The sequence below is a fragment of the Leclercia sp. 1548 genome (assembly GCF_050435045.1).
In the GTDB taxonomy this organism is placed as follows: Bacteria; Pseudomonadota; Gammaproteobacteria; order Enterobacterales; family Enterobacteriaceae; genus Enterobacter; species Enterobacter adecarboxylatus.
The window spans coordinates 982,543-998,386 of sequence record NZ_JBNDJP010000001.1; the positions used below are offsets into that span (position 1 = coordinate 982,543).

At 55.5% G+C, this 15,844-nt stretch carries 14 protein-coding genes, 5 tRNA genes and 1 other RNA gene; 8 read left to right on the top strand and 12 right to left on the bottom strand.

Translation table 11 applies throughout. The features are described 5' to 3' along the window. Window positions 1-14 precede the first annotated feature (14 nt). The 6 genes from modF to gpmA all read left to right on the top strand — a co-directional run bounded on the left by modF (window position 15) and on the right by gpmA (window position 6,912). Window positions 15-1,484 (top strand): molybdate ABC transporter ATP-binding protein ModF, encoded by a 1,470-nt coding sequence (gene modF / locus ABIE02_RS04720; protein WP_338534430.1) that lies wholly within the window; start codon window positions 15-17, stop codon window positions 1,482-1,484. A 205-nt stretch (window positions 1,485-1,689) separates the two neighbouring features. Next, window positions 1,690-2,706 carry a UDP-glucose 4-epimerase GalE gene (galE, locus tag ABIE02_RS04725; protein ID WP_032617109.1) on the top strand — a complete coding sequence of 339 codons (1,017 nt, stop codon included), beginning with the start codon at window positions 1,690-1,692 and terminating at the stop codon, window positions 2,704-2,706. A gap of 9 nt (window positions 2,707-2,715) precedes the next feature. Continuing rightward, window positions 2,716-3,762, top strand: coding sequence for a galactose-1-phosphate uridylyltransferase (galT, locus tag ABIE02_RS04730; protein WP_144883826.1), 1,047 nt, complete (start codon window positions 2,716-2,718; stop codon window positions 3,760-3,762). A 2-nt stretch (window positions 3,763-3,764) separates the two neighbouring features. Then, window positions 3,765-4,913 carry a galactokinase gene (gene galK / locus ABIE02_RS04735; RefSeq protein ID WP_032617107.1) on the top strand — a complete coding sequence of 383 codons (1,149 nt, stop codon included), beginning with the start codon at window positions 3,765-3,767 and terminating at the stop codon, window positions 4,911-4,913. Continuing rightward, window positions 4,907-5,947, top strand: coding sequence for a galactose-1-epimerase (gene galM, locus ABIE02_RS04740; protein ID WP_059308487.1), 1,041 nt, complete (start codon window positions 4,907-4,909; stop codon window positions 5,945-5,947). Before galK ends, galM begins: the two co-directional genes overlap by 7 nt. Window positions 5,948-6,159: 212 nt before the next feature. Further along, window positions 6,160-6,912: a 2,3-diphosphoglycerate-dependent phosphoglycerate mutase gene (gene gpmA / locus ABIE02_RS04745; protein WP_032617105.1), complete on the top strand. Its 753-nt coding sequence runs from the start codon at window positions 6,160-6,162 to the stop codon at window positions 6,910-6,912. 66 nt (window positions 6,913-6,978) lie between these two features. Here the strand turns inward: gpmA and aroG are convergent, their stop codons facing one another. Beyond that, window positions 6,979-8,031 (bottom strand): 3-deoxy-7-phosphoheptulonate synthase AroG, encoded by a 1,053-nt coding sequence (aroG, locus tag ABIE02_RS04750; RefSeq protein WP_032617104.1) that lies wholly within the window; start codon window positions 8,029-8,031, stop codon window positions 6,979-6,981. A gap of 321 nt (window positions 8,032-8,352) precedes the next feature. Between aroG and ABIE02_RS04755 the strand changes: the two genes are divergently transcribed. After that, the gene (locus tag ABIE02_RS04755) at window positions 8,353-8,850 is read left to right on the top strand and encodes a protein YbgS (protein ID WP_032617103.1); all 498 of its coding nucleotides are present in this window, start codon (window positions 8,353-8,355) and stop codon (window positions 8,848-8,850) included. Window positions 8,851-8,958: 108 nt separating this feature from the next. Next, complete coding sequence (gene zitB, locus ABIE02_RS04760; RefSeq protein WP_059308490.1) at window positions 8,959-9,897, top strand: CDF family zinc transporter ZitB; 939 nt, start codon at window positions 8,959-8,961, stop codon at window positions 9,895-9,897. On the opposite strand, the gene pnuC is transcribed toward zitB, so the two are convergent. The 11 genes from pnuC to tolB form a co-directional block, all read right to left on the bottom strand. Beyond that, window positions 9,894-10,613 (bottom strand): nicotinamide riboside transporter PnuC, encoded by a 720-nt coding sequence (pnuC, locus tag ABIE02_RS04765; RefSeq protein WP_032617101.1) that lies wholly within the window; start codon window positions 10,611-10,613, stop codon window positions 9,894-9,896. The genes zitB and pnuC overlap by 4 nt on opposite strands. Before the next feature lie 29 nt (window positions 10,614-10,642). After that, window positions 10,643-11,686 carry a quinolinate synthase NadA gene (gene nadA, locus ABIE02_RS04770; RefSeq protein WP_336994765.1) on the bottom strand — a complete coding sequence of 348 codons (1,044 nt, stop codon included), beginning with the start codon at window positions 11,684-11,686 and terminating at the stop codon, window positions 10,643-10,645. Between the two features lie 416 nt (window positions 11,687-12,102). Continuing rightward, a non-coding RNA gene (locus tag ABIE02_RS04775) (RtT sRNA) lies at window positions 12,103-12,229 on the bottom strand. Window positions 12,230-12,255: 26 nt separating this feature from the next. Further along, window positions 12,256-12,331 (bottom strand) — tRNA-Lys (locus ABIE02_RS04780). A gap of 30 nt (window positions 12,332-12,361) precedes the next feature. Next, a tRNA-Lys gene (locus ABIE02_RS04785) sits at window positions 12,362-12,437 on the bottom strand. Between the two features lie 150 nt (window positions 12,438-12,587). After that, window positions 12,588-12,663 (bottom strand) — tRNA-Lys (locus ABIE02_RS04790). A 3-nt stretch (window positions 12,664-12,666) separates the two neighbouring features. Continuing rightward, window positions 12,667-12,742 (bottom strand) — tRNA-Val (locus tag ABIE02_RS04795). Window positions 12,743-12,869: 127 nt separating this feature from the next. Continuing rightward, window positions 12,870-12,945, bottom strand: a tRNA-Lys gene (locus ABIE02_RS04800). A gap of 162 nt (window positions 12,946-13,107) precedes the next feature. Next, entirely contained in the window at window positions 13,108-13,902 is a 795-nt protein-coding gene (gene cpoB / locus ABIE02_RS04805; protein ID WP_059308492.1) for a cell division protein CpoB, read from the bottom strand. 9 nt (window positions 13,903-13,911) lie between these two features. Then, a complete protein-coding gene (pal, locus tag ABIE02_RS04810; RefSeq protein WP_032617096.1) occupies window positions 13,912-14,433 on the bottom strand; it encodes a peptidoglycan-associated lipoprotein Pal in 522 nt (173 codons plus the stop codon). Window positions 14,434-14,467: 34 nt separating this feature from the next. Beyond that, window positions 14,468-15,760 (bottom strand): Tol-Pal system beta propeller repeat protein TolB, encoded by a 1,293-nt coding sequence (tolB, locus tag ABIE02_RS04815; protein WP_032617137.1) that lies wholly within the window; start codon window positions 15,758-15,760, stop codon window positions 14,468-14,470. Window positions 15,761-15,844 lie beyond the last annotated feature (84 nt).

The following is a 15,844-nucleotide window of genomic DNA, read 5'->3' on the forward strand; positions in this document are numbered from 1 at the left end:
AAATGGGATAAATCATGTCATCATTGCAAATTTCGCAAGGCACGTTTCGTCTTAGCGACACCCGAACGCTCACGCTCGCAAATTTTACGCTGAATGCCGGCGAAAGCTGGGCATTCGTTGGCAGTAACGGCAGCGGCAAGTCAGCCCTCGCCCGGGCGCTGGCCGGGGAGCTGACGCTGCTGAAGGGCGAACGCCATAGCACTTTTACTCGCCTGACCCGCCTCTCGTTCGAACAACTGCAAAAACTGGTCAGCGACGAGTGGCAGCGCAACAACACCGATCTGCTCAGCCCCGGCGAAGAGGATACCGGCCGTACGGCAGCTGAAATTATCCAGGACGAGATTAAAGATGACGCCCGCTGCCGCCAGCTGGCGGAGCAGTTCGGCATCGCTCACCTGCTGGATCGACGCTTCAAATACCTCTCAACAGGGGAAACCCGCAAGACGCTGCTGTGCCAGGCGCTGATGGCGGAACCCGAACTGCTGATCCTCGATGAGCCTTTCGACGGCCTCGATGTGAAATCCCGCGGGCAGCTGGCGGATCTGCTGGCCTCGCTCAATCAGCAGGGTTACACCCTGGTGCTGGTCCTGAACCGTTTTGATGAAATCCCCGACTTTGTGCAGAACGCCGGCGTCCTCGCGGATTGCACCCTGACGGCCGTAGGCAAAAAAGCGGACCTGCTGAACCAGGCGCTGATTGCCCAGCTGGCGCACAGTGAAAAACTGAATGGCGTTACCCTGCCCGAACCGGATGCCCCTTCGGCGCGTCATGGGCTGCCGCAGAATGAACCGCGTATTGTGCTCAATAACGGCGTCGTGTCGTATGACGATCGGCCGATCCTCGACCAGCTGAGCTGGACGGTGAATCCCGGCGAGCACTGGCAGATTGTCGGCCCCAACGGTGCCGGTAAATCGACCCTGCTGAGCCTGATTACCGGCGATCACCCCCAGGGCTACAGCAACGATCTCACACTCTTTGGCCGCCGTCGCGGCAGCGGCGAAACCATCTGGGATATCAAAAAGCATATCGGCTACGTCAGCAGCAGCCTGCATCTCGATTACCGCGTCAGCACGACGGTGCGCAACGTCATTCTGTCGGGTTATTTCGACTCGATTGGAATTTATCAGGCGGTCTCAGATAAGCAGCACAAGCTGGCGCAGCAGTGGCTGGATATTCTGGGGATGGACAGCCGGGTCGCGGATGCGCCCTTCAGCAGCCTGTCGTGGGGTCAGCAGCGGCTGGCGCTGATCGTTCGCGCCCTGGTCAAGCACCCGACGCTCCTGATCCTCGACGAGCCTTTGCAGGGGCTGGATCCCCTCAACCGCCAGCTCATTCGCCGGTTTGTGGATGTCCTGATTAGCGAAGGCGAAACGCAATTGCTGTTCGTGTCCCATCATGCGGAAGATGCCCCCGCCTGCATCACCCACCGGCTGGAGTTTGTTGCCGACGGCGAGGGCTACCGCTACCAGACGAGCCGGGTCTGATATCCTCACGGGGGCCATGCCCCCGTTTTTTTCGGATAACCTGCAACATCCCACCCCAGGCGCTTTGATCTACAATCGTTTTTTAGCCAGAGAGCTGCTGCGTTTCATACAGTGTAAACGATTCCACTATTTTATCCCATGTCACACTTTCCAGCTCTCTGTTATGCTAGGATTATCTCATACCATAAGCCTAATGGAGCGAAAAATGCGAGTTCTGGTAACAGGTGGTAGCGGTTACATAGGAAGTCATACCTGTGTGCAACTGCTGCAAAATGGCCACGATGTCATCATCCTTGATAACCTGTGCAACAGTAAGCGCAGCGTGCTGCCGGTTATGGAACGCCTGGCCGGTAAACAGCCTGTCTTTGTCGAAGGCGATATTCGTAACGAAGCGCTGATGACGGAGATCCTCCACGATCACGCTGTTGATACAGTGATCCACTTTGCCGGGCTGAAAGCCGTGGGCGAGTCGGTGTCGAAACCGTTGGAGTATTACGATAACAACGTCAACGGTACCTTGCGTCTGGTTTCTGCCATGCGCGCGGCAGGCGTAAAAAACTTCATCTTCAGCTCCTCCGCCACTGTCTATGGCGATCAGCCGCAAATCCCATATGTCGAAAGCTTCCCGACCGGGACGCCGCAAAGCCCGTACGGCAAAAGCAAGCTGATGGTGGAACAGATCCTGACCGACCTGCAAAAAGCGCAGCCGGACTGGAGCATCGCCTTGCTGCGTTATTTCAACCCGGTGGGCGCGCATCCATCCGGGGATATGGGTGAAGATCCGCAGGGTATTCCGAATAACCTGATGCCTTATATCGCTCAGGTAGCGGTAGGCCGTCGTGACTCGCTGGCGGTATTCGGCAACGACTACCCGACCCCTGACGGCACCGGCGTTCGCGACTACATCCACGTCATGGATCTGGCCGACGGTCACGTCGCAGCCATGCAGCAGCTGGCGGATAAACCGGGCGTTCATATTTATAACCTCGGTGCCGGTGTCGGCAGCAGCGTGCTGGATGTGGTTAACGCCTTTAGCGCTGCCTGCGGCAAACCGGTGGCATATCACTTTGCCCCACGTCGCGACGGCGACCTGCCTGCCTACTGGGCGGATGCCACTAAGGCCGACAAAGAGCTTAACTGGCGTGTCTCGCGCACGCTCGATGAAATGGCACAGGATACCTGGCGCTGGCAGTCTCGCCACCCGCAGGGTTATCCAGACTAAGGATCTGTCATGACCCAATTTAATCCCGTCGATCACCCGCATCGTCGTTTTAATCCGTTAACCGGGCAGTGGATCCTGGTCTCTCCGCATCGCGCCAAGCGCCCCTGGCAAGGGGCGCAGGAGACGCCAGCGAAACAAACGCTGCCGCAGCACGATCCAGACTGTTTCCTCTGTCCGGGCAATACCCGCGTGACCGGGGACATTAACCCTGATTACACAGGCACCTACGTTTTCACTAACGATTTTGCCGCCCTGATGACCGACACGCCGGACGCGCCGCAGAGTGACGATCCGCTGCTGCGCTGCGAAAGCGCGCGCGGCACCAGCCGGGTGATCTGCTTCTCGCCGGATCACAGCAAAACCCTGCCGGAGCTGAGCGTTGAGGCCCTGACCGAGGTGGTGAAAACCTGGCAGGAACAGACTGCCGAGCTGGGGCAGAGCTATCCCTGGGTGCAGGTTTTTGAGAACAAAGGCGCGGCGATGGGATGTTCCAACCCCCATCCGCACGGCCAGGTGTGGGCCAACAGCTTCATGCCTAACGAAGTCGAGCGGGAAGATCGCCTGCAAAAAGCCTATTTCGCTGAACAGCAGTCGCCAATGCTGCTGGACTATGTTCAGCGCGAGCTGGCCGACGGTAGCCGCACCGTGGTCGAGACCGAACACTGGTTAGCGGTGGTGCCGTACTGGGCGGCGTGGCCGTTCGAAACCCTGCTGCTGCCGAAAGCGCATGTTCTGCGGATCACCGATCTGAGCGAAGACCAGCGCAGCGATCTGGCCCTGGCGCTGAAAAAGCTGACCAGCCGTTATGACAATCTGTTCCAGTGCTCTTTCCCCTATTCCATGGGCTGGCACGGCGCACCTTTTAATGGCGAAGAGAATCAACACTGGCAGCTGCACGCCCACTTTTATCCGCCGCTGCTGCGCTCCGCCACTGTACGTAAGTTCATGGTCGGCTACGAGATGCTGGCGGAAACCCAGCGCGACCTGACGGCTGAACAGGCCGCAGAGCGCCTGCGTGCAGTCAGTGACGTTCATTTTCGCGAATCTGGAGAATAACAATGAGTCTGAAAGATAAAACCCACGCCCTGTTTGCTGAAAAGTTCGGCTATCCCGCCACTCACGCTATCCAGGCGCCTGGCCGCGTTAACCTGATCGGCGAGCACACTGACTACAACGACGGATTCGTGCTGCCCTGCGCCATTGATTACCAGACGGTGATCAGCTGCGCGAAACGCGATGACCGCAAGGTGCGCGTGCTGGCGGCCGATTACGACAACCAGATCGACGAGTTCTCGCTGGATGCGCCTGTTGTTGCGCACGACAGCCAGCAGTGGTCCAACTACGTTCGTGGCGTGGTAAAACACCTTCAGAAGCGTAACAACAACTTTGGCGGCGCAGATCTGGTGATCAGCGGCAACGTACCGCAGGGCGCGGGCTTAAGCTCATCCGCCTCGCTGGAAGTGGCGGTCGGCACCGTTTTCCAGCAGCTGTATCACCTGCCGCTGGACGGGGCGCAAATCGCCCTCAATGGCCAGGAGGCCGAGAACCAGTTTGTCGGCTGCAACTGCGGCATCATGGATCAGCTGATTTCGGCGCTGGGTAAAAAAGACCACGCCTTGCTGATCGACTGCCGTTCACTGGGCACCAAAGCGGTCAGCCTGCCGAAAGGTGCGGCGGTGATCATCATCAACAGTAATTTCAAACGCACCCTGGTGGGCAGCGAGTACAACACCCGCCGCGAGCAGTGCGAAACCGGCGCGCGCTTCTTCCAACAGCCTGCGCTGCGTGATGTCTCGCTCACTGAGTTCAATAAAGTCGCGCACGAGCTGGATCAGGTGGTGGCAAAACGTGTTCGCCACGTGCTGACCGAAAACGCCCGTACCGTGGAAGCGGCGGCTGCGCTGGAGAAAGGCGACCTGCATCGGATGGGGGAACTGATGGCTCAGTCACACGCCTCCATGCGCGATGACTTCGAAATCACCGTGCCGCAGATCGACACCCTGGTAGAGATTGTCAAAGCGGCGATTGGCGAACAGGGCGGCGTGCGCATGACCGGCGGTGGTTTTGGTGGCTGCGTGGTTGCGCTGGTGCCGGAGGCGTTAGTCCCGGTTGTTCAGCAAGCCGTTGAGCAGCAGTACGAAGCCAAAACCGGTATCAAAGAAACTTTCTACGTCTGCAACGCCTCACAAGGAGCTGGCCAGTGTTAAACGAAACCCCTGTTCTCGCCCCGGACGGCCTGCCGTACCGCCTGATTACCTTGCGCAATAGCGCAGGGATGGTGGTGACGCTCATGGATTGGGGCGCCACCTTACTCTCAGCCCGCGTCCCGATGAGTGACGGCAGCGTGCGCGAGACCCTGCTCGGCTGTGCATCGCCTGAGCAATACGTTGAACAAACCGCGTTCCTCGGTGCCTCTGTGGGCCGTTACGCCAACCGTATCGCTAAAAGCCGCTTTGAGCTGGACGGCGTGCCTTATGCGCTGCTGCCTAGTCAGGGTGAAAACCAGCTGCACGGCGGCCCGGACGGCTTTGATAAGCGTCGCTGGCGCATTATCAAACAGAACGATGGCGAAGCGCTACTGTCCCTCGACTCGCCGGATGGCGATCAGGGCTATCCGGGTAATTGTGCGGCGACCGTGCATTACCGCTTAACGGATGATAACCGGATCGCCATTGAGTACCGCGCCACGGTAGATAAACCCTGCCCGGTCAATCTGACCAACCACGCTTACTTCAACCTCGACGGCGACTGTAGCGACGTGCGCAACCACAGACTGCAACTGCTGGCGCAGGCGTATCTGCCGGTGGATGAGATGGGGATCCCGCATGAAGGGTTAAAAGCGGTGGCGGGCACCAGCTTTGATTTTCGCACCACCAAAGCCATCGCCCAGGATTTTCTGGCAGATGACGATCAGCGCAAGGTGAACGGTTACGATCATGCGTTCCTGCTTGATGCAGAGGGCGATGTCAGCCAGCCAGCGGCGCACCTGTGGTCTGCCGATGAGAAGCTACAGATGACGGTTTATACCACTGCCCCTGCCTTGCAGTTCTACTCCGGGAACTTCCTCGAGGGTACGCCCGCGCGTGAAGACGGAGAGTACCGTGCCTGGCAAGGCCTGGCGCTGGAAAGCGAGTTCCTGCCGGACAGCCCGAACCATGCGGAATGGCCGCAGCCCGACTGTATTCTGCGCCCTGGCGAAGAGTATGTCAGCGTCACGGAATATCACTTTATTGCTCAATAAAAACTGGCCCTCCCACCGGAGGGCTTTTTTTTGCCCAGCTTGCTGAAAATAGCGCCACTCACAGACAAAATCACAACCCCTCATTCACAAGCATCTTACACTGAGACACTATTTTCGCTATGGTTAGGGTTAAGCGTTGCCCGCGGCTTCCCCGCGGCAATATAATGAGAATTGTTATCATTCAAATAATGCTTGTTCTGGAGGAGTAAAATATGGCTGTAACTAAGCTGGTTCTGGTACGTCATGGCGAAAGCCAGTGGAACAACGAAAACCGCTTTACCGGTTGGTATGATGTTGACCTGTCCGAGAAAGGCGTTGGCGAAGCAAAAGCGGCAGGCAAACTGCTGAAAGACGAAGGCTTCAGCTTCGATTTTGCTTATACCTCCGTGCTGAAACGTGCCATCCACACCCTGTGGAACGTACTGGACGAACTGGATCAGGCCTGGCTGCCGGTTGAAAAATCCTGGAAACTGAACGAGCGTCACTACGGTGCGCTGCAGGGTCTGAACAAAGCCGAAACCGCAGAAAAATACGGTGACGAGCAGGTTAAACAGTGGCGTCGCGGCTTCGCGGTAACCCCACCAGAGCTGACCAAAGATGACGAGCGCTACCCGGGCCACGACCCGCGTTACGCGAAACTGACCGATGCTGAACTGCCACAGACTGAAAGCCTGGCGCTGACCATCGATCGCGTTGTGCCTTACTGGAACGAAACCATCCTGCCACGCCTGAAAAGCGGTGAGCGCGTGATCATCGCGGCTCACGGTAACTCCCTGCGTGCGCTGGTGAAATACCTGGACAACATGGGTGAAGACGAGATCCTCGAACTGAACATCCCTACCGGTGTGCCGCTGGTATACGAGTTCGACGAAAACTTCAAACCAATCAAGCACTACTATCTGGGTAACGCTGATGAGATCGCGGCTAAAGCTGCGGCCGTTGCGAACCAGGGTAAAGCCAAGTAATAAAAAAGCCCGGTCGTGATGACCGGGCCTTAGATACAGAATGCCGGATGCTAATCCGGCATTTTTTTAGCCGCGACGGGCTTTTACGGCATCCGCCAGCTGGCGCAGGACCGTTTCGGTATCGTCCCAGCCGATGCAGGCATCGGTGACGCTCTTACCGTAAACCAGCGGCTCGCCGCCTTCCAGATTCTGATTGCCTTCCACAAGGTGGCTTTCAATCATCACCCCGATAATCGCCTTTTCACCGCCCGCAATCTGCTGGCAGACATCGGTGCCGACATCCATCTGCTTTTTGAATTGCTTGCTGGAGTTAGCGTGGCTGAAGTCAATCATGACCTGTGCAGCCAGACCCGCTTTGTCCAGACCCGCCTTCACTTCCGCAACATGTGCCGCGCTATAGTTAGGCTCTTTGCCGCCGCGCAGAATGATATGGCAGTCGCCATTTCCGCTGGTGTTAACAATGGCGGAGTGACCCCATTTGGTCACGGAGAGGAAGCAGTGCGGCGCCCCGGCAGCATTGATGGCGTCGATCGCCACTTTGATGGTGCCATCGGTGCCGTTTTTAAAGCCCACCGGACAGGAAAGCCCTGATGCCAGCTCACGGTGAACCTGAGATTCAGTGGTACGTGCGCCAATGGCACCCCAGCTCATCAGGTCTGCCAGATACTGTGGGGTGATCATGTCGAGGAACTCACCCGCCGCAGGCAAGCCGCTGTCATTGATATCCAGCAGCAGCTTACGGGCAATGCGCAGACCGTCGTTGATCTGGAAGCTGCCGTCCATATGCGGATCGTTGATCAGCCCTTTCCAGCCTACAGTGGTGCGTGGCTTTTCAAAGTAGACGCGCATGACGATTTCCAGCTCATCCTTCAGCGTCTCGCGCAGCGTCAGCAGACGCGCTGCGTACTCTTTCGCCGCTGCGGGATCGTGAATGGAGCATGGCCCGATCACCACCAGCAGACGATCGTCATTACCTTTCAGGATCTTGTGGATCGCTTTGCGGGCATGAGAAACGGTGTTGGCGGCTTTTTCAGTGGCAGGAAACTTCTCAAGGAGTGCGACAGGGGGTAATAACTCGTTGATCTCTTTAATACGTAAATCGTCATTCTGATAATTCATGTTCTTTCCAGCGTTGCCATATTTTTATAAACGAATGCAATCCCTTCAATCTATCTTGTCAGTCAGGAAGTGTAAACTGGCTTTTACACTTCGCACAGATAAATCCTGGAATTCGCTTAAAAAACCTCACAAAGTAGCGAAAAGCAAGATACAACCTAAACTTTTTAACTGTATGCACTGCATTTATTACGTTTATCACGATTCCATACTGATCTAAGTAGGGATCATGGCATCTTTGACCACTGAGCACCGTATCGATTTCGCATATGCACTGTGGAAAGAAGTTATCCAGAACATAACGACCAGAACAGGAGCAGCATGATGAAAATGACTAAACTCGCAACCCTTTTCCTGACCGCTTCCCTCACCATGGCAAGCGGTGCTGCGCTGGCCGCTGATTCTGCCGGCGGCTCTGACAGCAATAACGGCCAGGCGAATGCCGCCGCTGATGCTGGTGCGGTAGCGCCAGATGCACGCCAGAATATTGCGCCAAATAATACCGGCAACAGCCAGATTAATACCGGTTCTGGCACTACGGGTACAACCAGCAGCGGCGGCAGCGGGACTATGTTAAATCCTGACGGTACTAACGCCACCACTAACGGATCAACTACCGGTAGCGGTAATAGTTCTACCACCGGCGGCTCCAATTCCATCATGGGTAATGACGACCCAAGCAAGATGGGCAATGACGGCATGACCAAGGACGATCAGCACAAAAATTCTATGTGTAAAGACGGTAAATGCCCGGATCAGTCCGGTAAAGTGGATTCCGAAAGAACCCCACAAGAGCAGAAAACTGACGGCACTACCCAGTAATTACCGGTAATGCGATGATGATGAAGGAGAGCTAAGGCTCTCCTTTATTTTTTGTGCAAAATGTTAAAAACTCTACACTTACAATAATAATGGACCGGGACATCATTCATGGCGCACACCCACTCACACGCCCCTTCTTCACAGGATGGAAATGCTAAACGCTTAATGCTGGCGTTCGGCGTCACTGCCGCCTTTATGATTATTGAGGTGATTGGCGGCCTGGTTTCCGGCTCGCTGGCGCTACTGGCCGATGCGGGCCATATGCTAACGGACGCAGCGGCACTGCTGTTTGCGCTGCTGGCGGTAGTATTCGCCCGCCGCCCGCCCAGTCACGGACGCACCTTTGGCTGGCTGCGTCTGACGACCCTTGCTGCTTTCGTCAACGCCATCGCGCTGGTGTTGATCACCATTTTAATTGTCTGGGAAGCCATTCAGCGTTTCCGCTATCCGCAGCCTGTCGCGGGCGTCACCATGATGGTGGTAGCCGTCGCCGGGCTTATCGCCAATATCCTGGCGTTCTGGATTTTGCATCGCGGCAGTGAGGAGAAAAACCTTAACGTGCGGGCGGCGGCGCTGCACGTCCTGGGGGACCTGCTGGGATCGGTAGGTGCCATCGTCGCGGCGCTGGTGATCCTGTGGACGGGCTGGACACCGATAGATCCGATCCTGTCGATTGTCGTCTCCTGTCTGGTGTTGCGCAGTGCCTGGCGATTACTGCAGGAGAGTGTGAATGAGCTGCTGGAAGGCGCGCCAGCGACGCTGGATATTCCGGCGCTGAAACGCAACCTGACGCGCTCTATTCCAGAAGTCCGCGACGTGCATCATATTCACGTCTGGATGGTGGGAGAAAAACCGCTGATGACGTTGCATGTTCAGGTCATTCCTCCCCACGATCACGATGCGTTACTGGGGCGTATCCAGCATTTTCTGGAGCATCATTACGCTATCGCGCATAGCACTATCCAGATGGAGTACACCCCCTGTAACGGGCCGGATTGCCACCTCAATGAGATCGCCTCCGGCCACGCCCATCATCATCACCATTAACGTGCCAGCGCGTGGGAACCTCGTTCCCGCGCGCTGTTAATCCACATCCTGCTGCCGTTGAGGGCAATAAAGGTAAGGATCATATACTCCAGCGACATGGCATAGACGCCCTGCAGAGCAAAGATCACCACGCTTATCACATTAATGATCACCCACAGCAGCCAGTTTTCGACATATTTTCGGGTCATCAGGATCATGGCGGCAATCGACAGAACCATCATGCACGAATCCCAGAACGGGAAGGCGTCAGGCTGTAGATCTGGCATGGTAACGTTCAGTCCGAGGCTGCTCATCACCGATACCGCCACGCGGGTCAGGAAGGCAAACACCGGGTCGATATAGACCGTCATCAGGCCGATAGCGACCACGCAAGCTGCCAGCCAGCCGATGGCTTTAGGCAACGGCAACCAGCGGATCTGCAGTTCCGCCTCCTGCTGGCTGTTCTGCCGCGACCAGGCGTACCAGCCATAGATATTGGCCACGAAGAAGAACAGCTGCAACAGCAGGCTGGCATACAGCTGGATCTGAAAGAAGATAATGGCGAACAGCGTGACGTTCACCAGGCCAAACGCGTAGTTGACTATCTTCTCCAGACTGGCGAGCCAGATACAGAGCAGACCCGCAATTGTCCCGACGGCTTCAATCCATGACAAGTCATAGCCGCCGGCACCAATCGGTATATGTACCAGAATGTTTTGCGTGCTAAAAAAATCCATCTTTTTCCCTCAGCGTTACGTTACGTTGCTTAAGCACGTAGTGTAGCCGCAAAATCCAGCATCCGGTTAAGCGGAATTAGCGCCCCTTCACGCAGCGCCGCATCCACATGGATCTCATGCGCCGCGCCGCCGGACTCCAGCCCTTCGGCAATCGCCTTGAGCCCGTTCATCGCCATCCAAGGACAGTGCGCACAGCTGCGGCAGGTTGCCCCCTCGCCCGCCGTTGGCGCTTCCAGCAGCTCTTTCTCCGGCACTGCCTGCTGCATTCTGTAGAAGATGCCGCGATCGGTGGCGACAATAAGCTGACGATGCGGCAGCGTTTTCGCGGCAGCGATGAGCTGGCTGGTTGAACCTACGGCATCCGCCATGTTGACGATCGCCTGCGGTGATTCCGGGTGGACCAGTACGGCGGCCTCCGGGTAAAGACCTTTCATGCGCTCCAGGGCCTGGGTTTTGAACTCGTCATGAACGATACAGGCCCCCTGCCAGCACAGAATATCTGCCCCGGTCTGCTTCTGAACGTAGTTGCCAAGATGTTTGTCTGGTGCCCAGATAATTTTCTCGCCCAGGCTGTCGAGATGCTCGATTAACTCAACAGCGATGCTGGAGGTTACCACCCAGTCGGCACGCGCTTTTACCGCGGCAGAGGTGTTAGCGTAAACCACCACCGTTCTGTCGGGATGGGCGTCGCAGAAGGCGGTGAATTCGTCGATCGGGCAGCCTAAATCCAGCGAGCATTCTGCATTCAGGGTTGGCATCAGGATGGTTTTTTCCGGGCTGAGGATTTTTGCCGTCTCGCCCATAAAGCGGACCCCGGCTACCAGCAATGTCGACGCGGGATGTTTTGCACCGAAGCGCGCCATTTCAAGCGAGTCAGAAATGCAGCCGCCGGTCTCTTCTGCCAGCTGCTGGATTTCCGGGTCAGTGTAGTAATGCGCCACCATCACCGCATCGCGTTCTTTGAGCAAGCGCTTGATCTTTTCGCGGTAAAACTGCTTTTCGTCGAGGCTCAGCGGGACGGGTTTAGGCGGGAAAGGATAGATGGCGGCTTCAGGATCAAACATCACACTCATTTTGGCTTCTCGTTTTACTGGCTTAACAAGTTTGCCGTTATTTTTTGGTGGAAACCAAAGTAATGGCAATTGTGTTTTATATACTAAACAAGATAGCGGATTTGGGAGTCAAAGTCACACCAAAAGCGTGCCAGTAGCATTTGTGGTTGAGTCGTGCGGTGAATTGCTTTTGTAGGCCTGCTAAGCGAAGCGCCATCAGGCATGTTTTTCAGACGCAGGAATAGCAGATAGCAAAAAGGCGCCTTTAGGGCGCCTTTTTACATTGGTGGGTCGTGCAGGATGACTTGCTCCGCTCGCCCTTAGGGCCGTCGCCTTATGGCTCCGGTGCCTCACTGCGTTCGGCCCGAACCTGCTGCAGGTTCGAATCGTTCATATCGCAGATAGCAAAAAGGCGCCTTTAGGGCGCCTTTTTACATTGGTGGGTCGTGCAGGATGACTCGCTCCGCTCGCCCTTCGGGCCGTCGCCTTACGGCTCCGGTGCCTCACTACGTTCGGCCCGAACCTGCTGCAGGTTCGAATCGTCCGGATCGCAGATAGCAAAAAGGCGCCTTTAGGGCGCCTTTTTACATTGGTGGGTCGTGCAGGATTCGAACCTGCGACCAATTGATTAAAAGTCAACTGCTCTACCAACTGAGCTAACGACCCCTTGCGGGATTTACTGCTTATTCTTCGAAGTGGTGGGTCGTGCAGGATTCGAACCTGCGACCAATTGATTAAAAGTCAACTGCTCTACCAACTGAGCTAACGACCCATTCGGGTACTGACTTCGAAGATAATTTTTACTCGGTACCAATCAAAAGATTGGTGGGTCGTGCAGGATGACTCGGCTTCGCCTCGCCCTTTGGGCTGTTGCTAAAGCAACGTTATCCTTCACGTTTAATATCTGAGTAAGACATTATAGTGGTGGGTCGTGCAGGATTCGAACCTGCGACCAATTGATTAAAAGTCAACTGCTCTACCAACTGAGCTAACGACCCGAGTGGTGGGTGATGACGGGCTCGAACCGCCGACCCCCTCCGTGTAAAGGAGATGCTCTACCAACTGAGCTAATCACCCACTCTGTACTGCCGGAACTGCTTTAAGTGGTGGGTCGTGCAGGATGACTCGGCTTCGCCTCGCCCTACGGGCCGTTGCTGACGCAACGTTATCCTTCACGTTAAACTATCGCTATCCACCTAACGATTGGTGGGTCGTGCAGGATTCGAACCTGCGACCAATTGATTAAAAGTCAACTGCTCTACCAACTGAGCTAACGACCCACTATTTTGGCTGCTTTTGGGCTGTTTGATATCCCTTGGCAACGGCGGCATATATTACTGATTTAAGAATTCCGCGCAACTAATATTTTGATGAATATCACTTAACTGCTTAGGAAGTATGCGGCAAGACCAGAAAAAACGCGATTTCTGGTCATCCGGCAATCATCCCATCGCAGCAAGACGTTTTTGCGCTTGTTTCGCACCTTCAGTGCCCGGGAATTTAGTGACCACCTGCTGGAAAACGGCCTTCGCTTTCGCGGTGTCGCCTTTGTCCTGCATGATCACCCCGACCTTATACATCGCATCAGGGGCTTTCGGTGATTTTGGATAATTTTTTACCACGGAAGCAAAATAGAACGCCGCGTCGTCTTTTTTACCCTTGTTGTAATTCAGCTGTCCCAGCCAATAGTTCGCATTGGGTTGATAGGTTGAATCAGGGTATTTCTTCACGAAGTTCTGAAACGCTGCCATCGCGTCGTCCTGGCGTGATTTATCCTGCACCAGGGCAATTGCCGCATTGTAGTCCGTGTTCGCATCACCGCTCTGTACAGGCGCGCCTGTCGAGGCTGAGGCATCAGCCTGAGGCGTTGCCGCTGCACCAGCTGCGCCACTTTGATCGCCTGCGGCGGGTTGCGCTGCTGCGCCGCCATTATTCAGGCTATCCATCTGCAGCAGGATCTGCTTCTGACGCTCCACAACCTGATTGAGCTGATACTGGCTTTCCTGAATCTGTCCGCGCAGTGAGTCAATATCGGTTTGGTTGTCAGAGAGTTGCTGCTGAAGTTGGGTTAAAAGCTGGCTGTGAGCATTAGAAATACGCTCGAGTTGGGTGACCCGGTCTTCTACCGAGCCTGAGCCGACACTACTGATTGGTGCCTGAGCAAAAGCGGCCCAGGGGGCCGCTATACCAACCAGTAACGACAGACTCAACAGATGATGTCTGAAGTTACTGCTCATGCAATTCTCTTAGTAAACCAGTACGGCACGACGGTTTTTGGAGTAAGCCGCTTCGTCGTGGCCCAGTACTGCAGGTTTTTCTTTACCGTAAGAAACGATGGAGATCTGGTCAGCAGAAACGCCTTTACCCTGCAGGTACATTTTAACGGCGTTAGCACGACGCTCACCCAGGGAGATGTTGTACTCAGGAGTACCACGTTCGTCCGCGTGACCTTCTACGGTGACTTTGTAAGACGGGTTGCTACGCAGGAAGTTAGCGTGTGCATCCAGCATTGCAGCGAAGTCAGAACGAATGTCGAACTTGTCCAGATCGAAGTAAACAATGTTGTTCTGCTGCAGCTGCTGCATCTGAAGACGCGCCTGCTCTTCAGAAGACATATTGCCGTTGCCGTTTGCGTCCATACCAGTGCCGGCACCCATCATGCCTTCGCCGCTCTGGTCGTTGCTGGCGTTCTTGTTAGAAGAACACGCTGCGATTGCCATAACAGGCAGAGCGATCATCAGCCCTTTCAGCACTTTGTTCAGTTGCATTTCTATGATTCCTATATTATTCAATTAATTATTATTACAGGTACGGCGACCAGGCAGGTGATTTTACCTGTCCATCAGTTGCCGGAATACGCGCTTTGAAACGCCCATCGGTAGAAACCAGATTCAGCACGGATCCCATCCCCTGAGAAGAGCTGTAGATAACCATAGTGCCGTTAGGTGCCAGACTTGGCGTTTCATCCAGGAAAGTCGACGACAGAACTTGTACGCCGCCCCCGCCCAGATCTTGTTTAGCAATGTGCTGCTGACCACCGGCCGAGCTAACCATTACCATAAACTTACCGTCAGCACTCACGTCTGCGTCCTGGTTCTGAGAACCTTCCCAGGTGATACGCTGCGGAGCACCGCCGTTAATATTGACTTTATAAACCTGTGGACGACCGGCCTGGTCAGAGGTAAAGGCCAGGTTTTGGCTGTCCGGGAACCAGGTTGGTTCGGTGTTGTTGCTACGACCATCGGTCACCTGACGGATCTGGCCGGAGCCGATGTCCATCACGTACAGGTTCAGGCTACCGGTTTTAGACAGCGCAAACGCCAGTTTAGAGCCGTCTGGTGAGAATGCCGGCGCCCCGTTGTGACGCGGGAAGGAAGCCACCTGCCGAACCGCACCGTTAGACAGCGTCTGGATTACCAGTGCTGAACGGCCGCTTTCGAAGGTTACGTAAGCCAGTTTTGAACCGTCCGGCGACCAGGCTGGAGACATCAGCGGCTGCGGTGAACGGTGAACGGTGAACTGGTTGTAGCCATCGTAGTCAGAGACGCGCAGCTCATACGGGAACTGGCCGCCGTTGGTCTGCACGACATAAGCGATACGGGTGCGGAATGCGCCTTTGATGCTGGTCAGCTTCTCAAATACTTCATCACTTGCGGTGTGACCGGCATAACGCAGCCATTGCTTGTTCACTTTATAGGTGTTCTGCGCCAGTACAGTACCCGGTGCGCCACCGGTATCTACCAGCTGGTAAGCAACGGTATATCCACCGTCCGGGTTAGGGGTAACCTGACCCACAACCACTGCATCAATACCCAGTCCAGACCATGCAGCAGGCTGTACTTCCTGCGCGCTGCCCGGCTGCTGCGGCAGACGAGAACGATCTAATGGGTTGAATTTACCGCTGTTGCGCAGGTCAGCGGCAACAATGCCACCAACATCTTCCGGCGCAGCGCCTGGCCCTTTCCACTGGAACGGAACCACACCAATCGGACGTGCCGAGTCCACCCCCTGGGTGATCTCGATACGCACTTCTGCGTGCAGCACCGCTGCCCACAGCACTAAGAAACTCATTGCAACACGTAATGCCTGCTTCATCATATCTCCCATATCCGGGTAACCTTACCCGCGATAATTTAGCAGAATGTTAACAAACCCAAATAAACAAAACTACTAATCCAC